This window comes from Pseudoalteromonas sp. T1lg22 (assembly GCF_002964645.1).
In the GTDB taxonomy this organism is placed as follows: Bacteria; Pseudomonadota; Gammaproteobacteria; order Enterobacterales; family Alteromonadaceae; genus Pseudoalteromonas.
The window spans coordinates 412,953-426,812 of record NZ_PQBY01000006.1 but is presented as its reverse complement, the minus strand read 5'-3'; the positions used below and the strand labels follow the sequence as shown (position 1 = coordinate 426,812).

Sequence of the window (13,860 nt, the reverse complement as noted above, 5' to 3'; positions counted from 1 at the left end):
ATGTTAAATACCTCTTTTTCTCCTTGGCCGAGCTTCACTCAAGAAGAAGCTGATGCCGTTAGTAAAGTACTACTCTCTAATAAAGTTAATTATTGGACTGGAACCCAGTGTCGTGAATTTGAGAATGAGTTTGCTGCTTGGTGTGGCGCTGAGTATGCAGTTGCACTTGCTAATGGAACCCTTGCATTAGACGTTGCACTGAAAGCACTAGGAATTGGAACAGGTGATCAAGTGATCACTACTCCGCGTACTTTCTTGGCTTCTGCATCGAGTATTGTCACAGCAGGGGCAGATCCTGTATTTGCTGATGTTGATTTGAACAGCCAAGCAATTACTGCCGAATCGATAGAAAAAGTCCTAACTCCTAGCACTAAAGCGGTCATCGTTGTTCATTTGGCTGGTATGCCAGCAGAAATGGATGAAATTATGGCTTTGAGTGAGAAGCATGGCTTCTATGTGATAGAAGACTGTGCTCAGGCTCATGGTGCTAAGTATAAAGGCAAATCGGTTGGCAGCATTGGTCATATTGGAGCCTGGAGTTTTTGTCAGGACAAGATTATGACCACGGGCGGTGAAGGCGGTATGGTTACTAGCAACAGTGAAGAGTTGTGGCAAAAGATGTGGAGCTACAAGGATCACGGTAAGAGCTTTGATGCTATTTACAATCGTGAACATCCTCCAGGTTTTAGATGGCTGCACGAGAGCTTTGGTACCAACTGGCGCATGACAGAAATGCAGGCAGTAATAGGGCGAATTCAGCTGAAGCGCATGCCTGAATGGACAGCTAAGCGCCAGCAATACGGTGCCATGATCGATCAGGTAGCAAAGCAATTTAGTTGTGTGCGAACAGTAGTAGTGCCCGAATATAGTGAACATGCCGAGTATAAACACTATTTGTTTGTTGAACCTGAACACCTAAAAGCTGATTGGTCGCGAGATCGGATTTCGAAGATATTGCGAAGCAAGGTGTTCCCTGTATGCAGGGAAGTTGTTCAGAGGTTTACATGGAGAAAGCTTTTGATAACACGCCTTGGCGTCCAGAAAAGCGCTTAACTAAAGCTCAGTTGCTTGGCGAAACCTCGTTAATGTTTTTAGTTCACCCAACCTTAACAGAGGACGAAATGGAATTAACGACTAAAGCGATAATGACAACTCTTGAACAAGCACAGGCCTAAATTAATCGGGGTTACAATTTTAAATAATTGTGGCCCCGATTACTGATACAATATAAGCGCTTTATAAAGGAATAAACAAAGGCCAATCAGTGAGCAAATTTTTAAATTACATTTTTTCCTTGCCTCGTCCGCAGAAGCGGCTTGTTACTCTTACGATTGACGCTGTTTTTATTGCTGTCGCTTTTTGGGCATCAATTCTAATACGTTTAGATACTTTGAGCCCTATCTCAGAAGGGGGATTGTGGGGGGTATTAGCACTTCTAGCGCCTATCAGCATTTTTGCCTTTGTTAAGCTTGGTCTTTATAGGGCTGTATTGCGTTATATGTCGGTGCAGGCGCTTGGGGCCATTATTGGCGGCGTGTTGTTGTCCTGTATCGCCTTAGTCGCTTTAGCTTTCTTCACTGGGGTTAGCCTTCCTCGTACTGTACCCGTTATTTACGGTACCTTTGCCTTATTACTGGTTGGCGGAAGTCGCGTTGTGGTTAGGGCGCTTGTAGGTCGTTTTAATGGCTATCGTAAAACTCCAGTACTTATTTATGGTGCCGGCTCAGCCGGGCGTCAGTTGGCAACCGCGTTGACCCATGGTCCAGAATATCGTGTCGTGGGCTTTCTTGATGATGACTCTCACAAACAAGAAACTCTTATTCAGGGTTACCCTGTTTTTCCTCCCGCGCAATTACAAACCCTGCTTAGTAATGAACATATAGAAAAGGTATTGCTGGCCTTACCCAGTTCTCCTATTTCGGTGCGTAAGCGTATTTTAAATCAGCTTGAGCCCTTGGCCGTTGAGGTTCAGTCTATTCCAGGGATGGCTGATCTGGTTTCTGGAAGCACTATTTTGGAGCAAGTTCAGGATGTGGCGGTGGAGGATTTACTTGGTCGTGACCCAGTTGCTCCGAAGCCCATGTTAATGCAGGCGGACATTACCGAAAAGGTGGTCATGGTAACCGGCGCTGGCGGCTCTATCGGTTCAGAGTTGTGCCGACAAATTGTCCGCAACAAGCCTAGTAAGTTAATCTTATTCGAGCTTTCGGAATTCGGCCTTTATGCAATTGAAAGAGAGCTGCGCCAATATATTGAAGAGAATGATCTTCTTTTAGAATTGCTGCCTATTATGGGCTCGGTGCAAAGGCAAAACCGTGTAGAGGCGGTTATGGAAAGCTTTGGTGTACAAACCGTGTATCACGCTGCGGCATACAAGCATGTGCCCTTAGTTGAGCACAATGTTGTTGAAGGTGTACGTAATAACGTCTTTGGTACTCTTTATTGTGCCCAAGCGGCAATCAAGTGTGGTGTGGAAACCTTTGTGCTTATCTCTACGGACAAGGCTGTACGACCAACCAATGTGATGGGTACCAGTAAACGTATGGCTGAGTTGGTACTGCAGGCACTAGCTAAAAAGCAGTCTGACACTCGTTTTTGCATGGTTCGTTTTGGTAATGTATTAGGTTCTTCAGGCTCCGTTGTGCCGCTGTTTCGCAAGCAGATTAAGCAAGGCGGTCCAGTCACCCTGACGCATCCCGATATCACTCGCTATTTTATGACCATTCCGGAAGCTGCACAGTTGGTGATTCAAGCCGGTGCCATGGGCTGTGGTGGCGATGTGTTTGTGTTGGATATGGGAGAGCCCGTTAAAATTAAGGATCTTGCTACCAAGATGATCCGTTTATCCGGCCTGACGGTGCGCTCGGATTCTAACCCAGAAGGTGATATTGAAGTTATCTGTACCGGTTTGCGCCCGGGTGAAAAGCTTTACGAGGAGCTGTTGATTGGTGATAACGTTGAAGGCACTACTCATGAGCGCATCATGACGGCACAAGAAGTTATGCTGGATTGGAGCGAGTTAGAAGTCATTATTAAGCGCTTAGACGAGGCTTGCCATAACTTTGATCACAAACAAATCCGAGAAACGTTATTAAAAGCGCCTACCGCCTTTACCCCCACAGACGGCATTTGCGATCTCGTTTGGTTAGAGCGACAAAAACAGCAATCGCCGATGGCGGATATCGTTAAAATTAAACGTTAATAAACTTGTCATAGTAATCTTGGTAGCGAGTTTGTATGCTAGCTATCAAGGTTGCTCAAATACTTACGTAAAAATCATATGAAAGCTGTTATCCCTGTAGCCGGTCTTGGTACACGCATGTTGCCGGCGACCAAAGCCATTCCTAAAGAAATGCTTCCCCTCGTTGATAAGCCACTGATTCAATATATAGTGAGCGAGTGTGTACGGGCGGGCATTAAAGAGATAGTGCTGGTAACTCACTCTTCTAAAAATGCCATTGAAAACCATTTTGATACCAGCTTCGAGCTTGAGGCAACCCTAGAGAAGCGGGTGAAGCGCCAGTTGCTTGATGAGGTGCGCTCTATTTGCCCAGAAGATGTGACTGTTATGCATGTGCGTCAGGGTGAAGCAAAAGGTTTGGGCCATGCCATTATGTGTGCCAGACCAATTGTCGGCGATAACCCCTTTGCGGTGATTTTGCCGGATGTAATCCTCGATGAATTTAGCGCCGATCAACGCAGTGAAAACCTGGCCGCCATGATCAAGCGCTTTAAAGACACTCAGACCAGCCAAATCATGCTTGAGGCGGTAGCTACGCAGGACGTAAGCAAATACGGTATTGCTGATATTAATGGTGCGCAAATTGAACCAGGTGAAAGCGCTGTAATTAAACACATGGTGGAAAAGCCTAAGGTGGAAGAAGCACCTTCAAACCTGGCCGTGGTAGGTCGCTATGTGCTATCTCATAATATCTGGCCGCTATTGAAGAAAACGCCCATAGGTGCGGGTGGAGAGATTCAACTTACCGACGCCATCGATATGCTGATCGAGCAAGAGCCGGTTGAGGCGTTTCGCATGAGCGGTATATCTCATGATTGCGGCGATAAGCTGGGTTATCTCAAGGCGTTTGTACGTTACGCACAGCAGCACCCAGATTTAGGTGATGCGTTTACCGCGCATCTAAAAAGCCTCTAAGGCATGGGCTGTAGGCTAAGCTTACAGCCGGCTTAGATAGCTTATACCTCATAAGCTTCCCTTCGCAGAACTTAATCTAACATTCATATCTATACGATAGTGTTTACCTAATACGAAATTATTTTTGAACCTAGTTTTCGCAGAAGATTGTTATGAAAATTACTATAGTTGGTACCGGCTACGTCGGTCTGTCTAATGCAGTACTTTTGGCGCAACACAATGAAGTGGTTGCCCTGGATATCGACAGTAAAAAAGTTGACCTGCTGAATAAGCAAGAATCCCCCATAGTCGATAACGAAATAAGCCACTTTTTGCAAAATAAACCGCTTAACCTGGTTGCCACCACGGATAAAGAAATGGCACTGCAGGGGGCTGAGTTCGTAGTGATAGCCACGCCCACCGACTATGACCCAGAGACCAATTACTTTAACACTCAAACCGTGGAAAAGGTGATTGAAGATGTGCTGCACATTAACCCGGCCGCGCTGATTGTTATCAAATCAACCGTGCCCGTGGGTTACACTAAAAGTATCAAGGAAAGGTTTGGCGTCGATAATATTCTCTTTTCGCCTGAGTTTCTGCGTGAGGGCAAGGCGCTACACGACAACCTATATCCATCGCGTATTATTGTTGGTGAGCAAAGCGAGCGTGCAGCTAAGTTTGCGGCTCTTTTACAGCAAGGTGCAGAAAAGCCCGATGTGGATGTATTACTGACAAATTCCACCGAAGCGGAAGCCATAAAGCTATTCTCCAACACTTACCTTGCCATGCGTGTGGCCTATTTTAATGAGCTGGACAGCTATGCTGAGTCTCATGGTTTGGATGCCCGTCAGGTTATTGAAGGGGTGGGTTTAGACCCGCGTATCGGCAGTCATTATAATAATCCTTCGTTTGGCTACGGCGGTTACTGCTTGCCAAAAGATACCAAGCAGCTATTGGCCAACTATAAAGATGTGCCGAATAACATGATCCGCGCCATAGTAGATGCCAACACTACCCGTAAGGATTTTATCGCCGATTCAATCATTAAACGCGCACCTAAGGTTGTGGGTGTGTATCGCCTGGTAATGAAGGCCGGATCGGATAATTTCAGGGCATCGGCGATTCAAGGCGTAATGAAGCGTATTAAAGCCAAGGGTATCGAAGTGCTGATATATGAGCCTACACTCGAGTCGGACACCTTTTTCCATTCTAAGGTCACCACCTCGCTTGAGGAACTCAAGCAGTGCTCTGATGTCATAATCTCCAATCGTATGACCGATGAATTGAGTGATGTCGCGGATAAGGTGTACACTCGCGACTTATTTGGCAGTGATTAATAAGGGTAGCTATGAAGTATTTAGTAACGGGCGCCGCGGGTTTTATCGGCGCCGCGGTAAGTGACAAGCTATTGGCACAGGGCCATGAGGTTGTTGGTATAGATAACCTTAATGATTATTATGATGTTGCCTTAAAAACGGCGCGCCTTGAGCACATAAAGCACGAACGTTTTAACTTTGTTGAGTTGGATCTTGTTCAGCAGCAGGCGCTGGCGCAACTGTTCGAGCAGGAAAAGTTTGACCGCGTTATTCATTTGGCGGCACAGGCCGGTGTGCGTTATTCCATTGATAATCCGCATGCCTATGCCGAGAGTAACCTGGTTGGCCACCTCAATATCTTGGAAGCTTGCCGTCATAACCGGATTGGGCACTTAGTATATGCGTCATCCAGCTCTGTCTATGGTTTAAATGAAACCACGCCTTTTTCTACCAGTGATTCCGTTGACCACCCGGTTTCACTCTATGCGGCCACCAAAAAGTCCAACGAAGTCATGGCTCATAGCTATTCTCATTTATATGCGTTGCCAACTACCGGGCTGCGCTTCTTTACCGTGTATGGCCCCTGGGGTCGCCCGGATATGGCGCCTTATATTTTTACCAAGAAAATCCTCAACGGCGAAACCATAGATGTGAATAACCACGGTGATATGTGGCGCGACTTCACCTATATCGACGATATTGTCGAAGGTGTGGTGCGTATTGCCGATGTGGTGCCCGAGCCGAACCTAGAATGGAAGGTTGAGTCTGGCTCACCGGCCACTAGCTCTGCTCCTTACAAGGTTTACAATATCGGCCACGGTAGCCCGATTAATTTGATGGACTTTATAAAGGCCATTGAAGACGAGCTGGGTATCGAAGCGGTGAAAAACTTCCGCGAAATGCAGCCGGGCGATGTGTATAAAACCTATGCCGATACCGAAGACCTTTTTTCTGCGACCGGTTATCGTCCAGAGGTCGATGTTACCTCCGGGGTGAAGCAGTTGGTTAAATGGTACAAAGGCTTTTACGCCTAATTTAAAGCAGGGAAAGGTATGGCTATCTTGGTCACCGGAGGAGCTGGCTATATCGGCTCACACACGGTACTTGAGCTGCTCGAACAGGGCAGCGAAGTGGTGGTCTTTGATAACCTGAGCAACAGCTCGCAGGAGTCGCTGCTTCGCGTCGAGGCGCTTACTGGTAAGGCGGTGACCTTTGTTCAGGGCGATATTCGCGATAAAGCGGCCTTGGATAAGGTGTTTAGCGATCATCATATCACCGCCGTGGTACATTTTGCCGGCCTTAAGGCTGTGGGCGAGTCGGTGAGCAAGCCGGTGATGTATTATCAAAATAATGTTCAAGGGTCGCTTACCCTGATTGAAGCGATGCGTGATGCCGGAGTGTTCTCTTTGGTATTTAGCTCATCCGCCACGGTTTATGGCGACCCGCAAACCTTACCCATAGATGAAAACGCTCCGGTAGGCGGTACCACCAACCCTTACGGCACCTCTAAATTGATGGTGGAGCAGATTCTAGAAGATGTAGCCAAGTCCGACCCTCGTTGGCGTTTTGCTATCTTGCGCTACTTTAACCCGGTTGGCGCCCACCACAGTGGGCAAATAGGTGAAGACCCTAACGGCATTCCCAATAACCTCTTGCCTTATATCTCTCAGGTAGCCGTAGGTAAGCTGGAGAAACTGGCGGTATTTGGGGATGATTACCCAACCAAAGACGGCACTGGAGTGCGCGATTACATTCATGTTGTCGACCTGGCCTTGGGTCACCTTAAAGCCCTGGACTGGCTTGCTGAACACAGCGGTGTGCATATTTATAACCTGGGAACCGGCAACGGTTACTCGGTATTGGAAATGGTGCAGGCCTTTGAGCAGGCGGCGGATAAACCCGTACCCTATCAAATCGCCCCGCGTCGCGATGGCGATATCGCCACCTGTTATGCCAGTGCGCAAAAAGCTTTGAATGAGCTGGGATGGCAGGCAGAGCGCGGCTTAATGCAAATGATGCAGGATGCTTGGCGCTGGCAAAGCCAAAACCCCAATGGTTATGAGTAATAACCTGTAGGTCGGTGCTCTGCGCCGACAAAGCTAACTATGTGCATATTTGTCGGCCTAAAGGCCGACCTACAACGTGCATTTGCGCCCCCTTTGTAGGTTGGTGCTATGCGCCGACAAAACTAATTATGTGCATATTTGTCGGCCTAAAGGCCGACCTACAACGCCTTAGGTCGCGATTTCTATCTTCACTTCGCCTTTGAGGCTTTCTTTTAGTTTATCCGCCAGCGCTTGCTTTGCCTCTGTATCGCCATGCACTATTTTGATATGCTCGGGCTTCTTCGTCATGCCGCTAACAAATCGCACTAAATTGGCCTGATCCGCATGGGCGCTGTAACCGCTAATGGTATGTATCTGTGCTTTAATATCGATCCTTTGCTTATTTAACACCACATAACCACCGCGCGGGCCGTATTTTTGAATATCACGTCCGGGAGTTCCCTGGCCCTGATAGCCGACAAAGATCACATCGGTACGGGGGTCCTCTAAAAAGGCTTCCAGATAATTCACTATGCGCCCGCCGCTGCACATGCCACTGGCGGCAATCACAATTGCCGGTTTTTGCCTCTGCTTAAGATAATTCAGGGTTTGCACATGCTCCTGATGACTATCCAGGGTATACAGGTGTTCAAAGTTAAGAGGATGGCGGCCCTTGGCCACACGTGCCTTGGCTTCTTTATCCCAGAGCGATTTAAAGTGTCTATATTCGCTGGTGAAATTGGCGGCCATTGGGGAGTCGATTATCACCTCAATATCCCGCCAAAAAGAGCGTCTTGGAGCGCTGTGGATGATCTGCTCCAGCTCATACAGCAGCTCCTGAGTTCGGCCTATGCTAAAGGCGGGAATAAGCACCACGCCGTTATCGCGTACCGCCTTTTCAATCACTTCCTTAAGTCGTTTACTGCGGTTTTTCCGCCCCTGATGCAGGGTATCGCCATAGGTAGACTCAATCACCAGGGTGTCGGCCTTATAGGGTGGTTTAGGTGCTGGCAGCAAGGGCGTGTGAGGCGCGCCTAAGTCTCCGGAAAACACCACTCGTTGTGCCTGCTTTCCTTGGCCTACGTCGATTTCGATATAGGCGGAGCCGAGAATATGTCCGGCCCGTTGCAGGCGAAAGCGAACTGGGGTCTTAAATTGGTCCAGCATCTGCCACTGTTTAAAGGGGATGGGTACCAGTTGCTGGTGAATAAGGCGCAGGCAGGTGGCAACCAGTTGCTCATCTTCGGTGACGCCAAGTTTGAGAGCATCTTCTATGACGAGGGGAAGCAGGGCTGCGGTGGCTTCGGAGGCGTAAATCGGGCCGCTAAAACCGGCGGCAAGTATATAGGGGATACGACCCACATGGTCGATATGGCAGTGGGTTACTAGGAGTGCCCGCACCGTACTGATATCAAATTCGATGCCGAGATCCTGGCGCGCTTCAAGCCCTTGAAACAGGCCGCAGTCGACCAATAAGGACTCGCTCTCGCTCACCTTCAACTGGTGGCAAGAGCCGGTCACGCCATTTACCGCTCCGTGGTGAATGATTTCCATTGCTACTCATAGGCTTAATCGGTACATACCTATTACTATAGGTGAACCGCACACCAGTGCAATGGGCTTATCTATCGAACACTTAGCGCTAGAGTGCGATTTCCTCTTCGCTCAGGAGGCGATACTCACCCGGCGCCAGATTAGGGTCAAGCTCTATGCCGGCAATGGCTTCGCGGTGCAAGGTCACCACCTTGTTACCAACCGCGGCCAGCATGCGCTTAACCTGATGGTATTTGCCTTCGACTATATGCAGGCGAATTTGGTATGGCGCCAACACTTCCACCTTGGCCGGCAGGGTGAGGTCGCGCTCACCATGGAGCTGTACGCCTTGCTCTAGCTCGCTAACCGCTTGCTCTGAAAGCGGCTCAGCCAGCTCGACCAGATAGGTTTTGAATTTTTGCTTTTTCGGGCTGGTGATCTGGTGGCTCCATTGACCATCATTGCTGATCAACACCAGACCCGTGGTGTCTATGTCCAAGCGTCCGGCAATGTGTAACTCGCTCAGGTTGGGCTCATCGAGCAGTTCAAACACAGTGGCGTGAAGCTCATCGCTATTGGCGCACACATAACCTTCCGGCTTATTGAGCATAAAGTAGCGTATCCCTTGATAGGTGAGAATCTCACCATCGAGCATAATTTCATCTTGTTCAGTCACTGCTTGATCAAGCTGCCTTGTGACTTCTCCGTTGACGGTGACACGCTTTTTCTTAATGGCGGCTTTGGCGTGAGTGCGCGGAATTTCCGCCAGGTTGCTAATAAACTTGTCTAATCGGCAGGGGAACTTCATTGGGGACGGGCTTAAACTTGGTTACAATGGCGCGAGTATAGCCCATGCCGCATAGTGAAAACAGCCACCTTGAGTAAAATCCTCGACCAATACAGCCAGCTTATTGGCAATAAAGAGATCCTCGCCGATCCCGTGCAGTTGCGTGCGATCAAGGCGTTGGCAAAGCTGGCTGCGGAACTGGAGGTAGACCAAGCATCCCCTCGCTTTTTCTGGCAGCGCAAACGCCTTATTCACGGGCTTTATTTACATGGTCCGGTAGGGCGGGGCAAGTCCATGCTGATGGACTTATTTTATGAGCAGATAGCGATAGCAAATAAACAGCGCCTACACTTTCATCACTTTATGGCCTGGGTGCATGAGCGCTTGCGGGCATTGCAAGGGACTAAAAATCCCATGCGACAACTTGCCAATGACTATGCGTCGCAGACACGCTTGCTCTGCTTTGATGAATTCTTTGTCAGCGATATCGGTGATGCCATGATCATGGCACGCCTGTTCGAAGCCCTGTTTGCCGAAGGCGTGGTACTGGTGGCAACCAGTAACTGCCAGCCCCGTGAGTTATACCGCAATGGCCTGCAGCGCGCCCGTTTTGAGCCGACAATTGCCTTAATTGAAGCGCATTGTCAGGTCTGTGATGTCAGCGGCGAGCAAGATTATCGTCTGCACGGGTTTAACGGCTTTCGGCATTTTATCGAGTATCAGCCGGAGCGCCTGTTGCAGCGTTTTAGCAAGGAGCAAAAACAAGCTGCCCACAGCCAGGCCTTATTTATCCACCATAGGGCCGTGCGTTTTCAAGCCCTCGGTGAGCGCGCCGCCTGTATCGATTTCCTTGAGCTATGTGGGTTGGGGCGCTCCAGTGCCGATTATATGTTTCTCGCCCGGCGTTTCGATGTGCTCTACGTGGATAAGGTACCCTTGATGGGCGTGGAAAAAGTACAACACTTTACCGCTCAAGGCATTGAAGAGGGCTACATTCGTGAGCGGGAGCAGATCAGCCATGCTCTGTTTGACGATGAGGCAAGAAGGTTTATCGCGCTGGTGGACGAGTTCTACGACACGGGTAAGTTGATTGTCATTGCCGCTCAAGGAGGGCTGACGCATTTATACCAGGGTGAGCGTTTGGCGTTTGAATTTGCCCGTACCCAGTCGCGTTTGATCGAGATGCAGCGCTGGCCATTACCCCTGTAGGTCGGGGTTCACCCCGACAAAGATGCACCATTTTTTGATATGTCGGCGCAAAGCACCGACCTATAAGGTGCGAGGGGAGGAGCTACAACCAGATCTTTTGCAGCTCTTGCCACTGCTTCTCAAACTGAGAACTGGGCTTGGCGGTAAAGTTAGAGCGCACAAACTGGTTCATCTTGCCTTCCACATAGGCAAGGAACAGGTTGGCTAATGTGGCTTCGTCGCTGGCAAAAGCCTTACCTTCGCGCAGCTTACGTTCACGTAGAACTTGCTTAAACTGGGTTTCCAGCTTTTCAAACAGGCTTTGGATGCGCTCGCGCAGACGCTCATTTTCCCCTTGCAGGGCGTCGCCGGTCAGGATGCGGGTGATGCCCGGATTCTTCTCGGCAAAAGCCAACACCAGCATCAGCATGTTATACACGCGGCTTTGCGTTTCTTTTTCGTTTTCTAAAATGATGTTGATGCGTGAGAGCAGGGTGTCTTCGATAAACTCGATTAAGCCTTCGAACATACGTGCCTTGCTTGGAAAGTGACGATACAGCGCCGCTTCCGATACCCCCACCTCAGCTGCCAGCTTGGCGGTGGTAATACGTTGACCCGGGCTAGTCTCTAACATTTGCGCTAGTGATTGGAGAATCTGCTCTTTGCGATTAGTGCGGCGTGTGGCAGCCATGGCGTTCCTTTTTAAAGCTCTTTAGTGGTCTTTGACCTTTATTATGAACGCCATCTTAATGCTTTCTGAAATCCCTTTCCAGTCTTTTGCATGCTTTAAATCAACTTTGCAGCAATATTTTCCATGACAGTGAGCGCTAACTTATGCTTGTCGGTTAATGGCAGGCTTAGTTCGCTGTCGGCGCTAAACAAGGTCAGAGCATTGCTGTCGCTGTTAAAGCCTTGTCCCTGTTTCGCCACGTCGTTGGCACAGATCATATCCAGGTTTTTATTGCGCAATTTGCCCTTGGCATAAGTAGCAACATCCTGAGTTTCGGCGGCAAAACCTACGGTAAACGGACGCTGCTTTGTTAAGGCGGCCACGTCGGCAATAATGTCCGGGTTTTTCACCAAAGTCAGGGTCAGCTCCTCCCCTTGTTTCTTCATTTTTTGTTCGGCGATATCGGCGGCGCGATAATCTGCAACCGCGGCACAGCCAATAAAAATATCCGACTGCGGCGCCAAGGCCAATGCTTGTTGGTGCATTTCCAGTGCGCTTTGAACACCATACACCTGGCATTGCGCCGGTGGCGTCAGGCTCACCGGGCCGGAGATCAAATTCACCTTAGCGCCCAGAGCCAGTGCCGCTTCGGCCAGGGCATAGCCCATTTTCCCCGAGCTGTGATTGGTAATATAGCGCACCGGATCGAGCGCCTCGCGGGTTGGTCCGGCGGTGATGGTGACGGTTTTGCCCGCCAACACCGGCTCGTGGGCGGGTGTGCAGATAAGCTCTACCAATTCCATTGGCTCCAGCATACGTCCGGCACCCACATCGCCACAGGCCTGCTCGCCGCTGCCCGGGCCCCAAATGGCGACACCGCGTTGAGCCAAGGTGGTTAAATTCGCTTTGGTGGCCGGGTGGGCATACATTTGTTGATTCATCGCTGGAGCGATGGCAACGTCGGCATCCGTGGCCAGCAATAAGGTGGTGAGAAGATCATCGGCAATGCCGGCAGCCATTTTGGCAATGATGTTCGCCGTTGCTGGGGCAACTAAAATCAGATCCGCCCATTTGGCAAATTCGATATGGCCCATGGCCGCTTCGGCTTGAGGGTCGAGCAGGGAGTCCGACACCATTTCACCGGACACCGCCTGCATGGTCAGTGGCGTGATAAAGTGTTTGGCACTGTCGGTCATCACCACTTTAACCTCACAACCGCGCTCTTTAAGGCGACGTGTTAACTCGGCACATTTGTAGGCGGCAATGCCGCCGCTGATCCCAAGGACCACTTTTTTGTTTTGCATAGCGAACAATAATTCAGTTGATATTTAAACGGGTATAACGCCCCAAACTGGGGTAAAAGATACCAGATGTCGGCCCCTTGCACTATAGTTTAGCAATTAGCAAAGCAAGGAGTGCTTATGCGTATCACCGACATCCCCCAGGCGCAAAGGCCGCGTGAGAAGCTGCTTGCCAGCGGCGCTCACAGCTTATCCGATGCCGAATTACTGGCCATTTTCTTTCGTACCGGTGTGCCCGGCGCCAATGCCGTGGAGCTGGCGCAGCAGGTGTTAAGCCACAGCCAGGGGCTGTCGCCCTTGTTGAGCGCCGAGCATGATGATTTTTGCCGCTGGCGCGGTATGGGCACGGCTAAGTATGTGCAATTACAGGCGGCCATCGAGTTGGCAAGACGACATTTGCTCAGCGCCTTAGAGCGCGACACCTTGTTTGATTCGCCGCAGGCGGTGCGTGATTTTTTGCTGCTTGAGCTAAAAACTCAGCAGCGGGAGCAGTTTTTAGTGCTGTTTTTAGATGCGCAGCACCGCTTAATCACCAGGGAAGTCTTGTTTCAGGGCACCATAGATGCAGCGTCCGTCTATCCTCGCGAGGTGGTAAAGGCGGCGCTTAAACACAATGCGGCAGCGGTGATCTTGGCTCATAATCATCCCAGCGGCGTGGCCGAGCCCAGCCAGGCGGATAAACTGATCACCCATAAACTCACTCAGGGGTTGGCGCTGGTGGATATTCGGGTGCTGGATCACCTGGTTGTAGGCGGCAGTCAATGCGTGTCTTTTGCCGAGCAGGGACTGCTCTAAACGCTTTCCGTTATTTGTTGTTCCTTTCAGAGTATGTACTTAGTTCACACCGCGAGCAGAAGGCGTTTAGATGGTGCTCAGAGTAAA

The 13,860-nt window shown here is 49.8% G+C and carries 11 protein-coding genes and 1 pseudogene; 8 read left to right on the top strand and 4 right to left on the bottom strand.

All coding sequences use genetic code 11. The features are described from left to right. The 6 genes and pseudogenes from C2M24_RS04200 (at position 1) to galE (ending at position 7,520) form a co-directional block, all read left to right on the top strand. Positions 1-1,175 (top strand): annotated as a pseudogene (locus C2M24_RS04200) (DegT/DnrJ/EryC1/StrS family aminotransferase). An 89-nt stretch (positions 1,176-1,264) separates the two neighbouring features. Continuing rightward, the gene (locus tag C2M24_RS04195) at positions 1,265-3,202 is read left to right on the top strand and encodes a polysaccharide biosynthesis protein (protein WP_105213403.1); all 1,938 of its coding nucleotides are present in this window, start codon (positions 1,265-1,267) and stop codon (positions 3,200-3,202) included. A 78-nt stretch (positions 3,203-3,280) separates the two neighbouring features. Beyond that, complete coding sequence (galU, locus tag C2M24_RS04190) at positions 3,281-4,156, top strand: UTP--glucose-1-phosphate uridylyltransferase GalU (RefSeq protein WP_105213402.1); 876 nt, start codon at positions 3,281-3,283, stop codon at positions 4,154-4,156. Between the two features lie 152 nt (positions 4,157-4,308). Further along, entirely contained in the window at positions 4,309-5,475 is a 1,167-nt protein-coding gene (locus C2M24_RS04185; RefSeq protein ID WP_105213401.1) for a nucleotide sugar dehydrogenase, read from the top strand. Positions 5,476-5,486: 11 nt separating this feature from the next. Beyond that, positions 5,487-6,488 (top strand): NAD-dependent epimerase, encoded by a 1,002-nt coding sequence (locus C2M24_RS04180; protein ID WP_105213400.1) that lies wholly within the window; start codon positions 5,487-5,489, stop codon positions 6,486-6,488. Positions 6,489-6,506: 18 nt separating this feature from the next. Beyond that, the gene (galE, locus tag C2M24_RS04175; RefSeq protein WP_105213399.1) at positions 6,507-7,520 is read left to right on the top strand and encodes a UDP-glucose 4-epimerase GalE; all 1,014 of its coding nucleotides are present in this window, start codon (positions 6,507-6,509) and stop codon (positions 7,518-7,520) included. A gap of 168 nt (positions 7,521-7,688) precedes the next feature. Here galE and C2M24_RS04170 read toward each other — a convergent pair whose 3' ends face one another. Beyond that, a complete protein-coding gene (locus C2M24_RS04170) occupies positions 7,689-9,053 on the bottom strand; it encodes an MBL fold metallo-hydrolase RNA specificity domain-containing protein (RefSeq protein ID WP_105213398.1) in 1,365 nt (454 codons plus the stop codon). Positions 9,054-9,141: 88 nt separating this feature from the next. Beyond that, positions 9,142-9,840 (bottom strand): 16S rRNA pseudouridine(516) synthase RsuA, encoded by a 699-nt coding sequence (gene rsuA, locus C2M24_RS04165; protein ID WP_105213397.1) that lies wholly within the window; start codon positions 9,838-9,840, stop codon positions 9,142-9,144. A 54-nt stretch (positions 9,841-9,894) separates the two neighbouring features. On the opposite strand from rsuA, the gene zapE reads away from it, so the two are divergent. Next, on the top strand, positions 9,895-11,028 hold the full coding sequence (gene zapE / locus C2M24_RS04160; protein WP_233999493.1) for a cell division protein ZapE: 1,134 nt from the start codon (positions 9,895-9,897) through the stop codon (positions 11,026-11,028). A gap of 82 nt (positions 11,029-11,110) precedes the next feature. Here the strand turns inward: zapE and slmA are convergent, their stop codons facing one another. Together slmA and coaBC are read right to left on the bottom strand one after the other, a co-directional pair. Then, a complete protein-coding gene (gene slmA, locus C2M24_RS04155) occupies positions 11,111-11,698 on the bottom strand; it encodes a nucleoid occlusion factor SlmA (protein WP_105213396.1) in 588 nt (195 codons plus the stop codon). Positions 11,699-11,793: 95 nt separating this feature from the next. Then, a complete protein-coding gene (gene coaBC, locus C2M24_RS04150; protein ID WP_442792500.1) occupies positions 11,794-12,981 on the bottom strand; it encodes a bifunctional phosphopantothenoylcysteine decarboxylase/phosphopantothenate--cysteine ligase CoaBC in 1,188 nt (395 codons plus the stop codon). Between the two features lie 117 nt (positions 12,982-13,098). Between coaBC and radC the strand changes: the two genes are divergently transcribed. Beyond that, the gene (radC, locus tag C2M24_RS04145) at positions 13,099-13,773 is read left to right on the top strand and encodes a RadC family protein (RefSeq protein ID WP_105199420.1); all 675 of its coding nucleotides are present in this window, start codon (positions 13,099-13,101) and stop codon (positions 13,771-13,773) included. Positions 13,774-13,860 lie beyond the last annotated feature (87 nt).

Excerpts from the sequence above, each read along its gene's own strand:
- coaBC (WP_442792500.1), bottom strand. The coding sequence starts at position 12,981 with ATGCAAAACAAAAAAGTGGTCCTTGGGATCAGCGGCGGCATTGCCGCC.
- rsuA (WP_105213397.1), bottom strand. The coding sequence starts at position 9,840 with ATGAAGTTCCCCTGCCGATTAGACAAGTTTATTAGCAACCTGGCGGAA.
- galE (WP_105213399.1), top strand. The coding sequence starts at position 6,507 with ATGGCTATCTTGGTCACCGGAGGAGCTGGCTATATCGGCTCACACACG.
- galU (WP_105213402.1), top strand. The coding sequence starts at position 3,281 with ATGAAAGCTGTTATCCCTGTAGCCGGTCTTGGTACACGCATGTTGCCG.
- C2M24_RS04185 (WP_105213401.1), top strand. The coding sequence starts at position 4,309 with ATGAAAATTACTATAGTTGGTACCGGCTACGTCGGTCTGTCTAATGCA.
- radC (WP_105199420.1), top strand. The coding sequence starts at position 13,099 with ATGCGTATCACCGACATCCCCCAGGCGCAAAGGCCGCGTGAGAAGCTG.
- C2M24_RS04170 (WP_105213398.1), bottom strand. The coding sequence starts at position 9,053 with ATGGAAATCATTCACCACGGAGCGGTAAATGGCGTGACCGGCTCTTGC.
- C2M24_RS04180 (WP_105213400.1), top strand. The coding sequence starts at position 5,487 with ATGAAGTATTTAGTAACGGGCGCCGCGGGTTTTATCGGCGCCGCGGTA.
- slmA (WP_105213396.1), bottom strand. The coding sequence starts at position 11,698 with ATGGCTGCCACACGCCGCACTAATCGCAAAGAGCAGATTCTCCAATCA.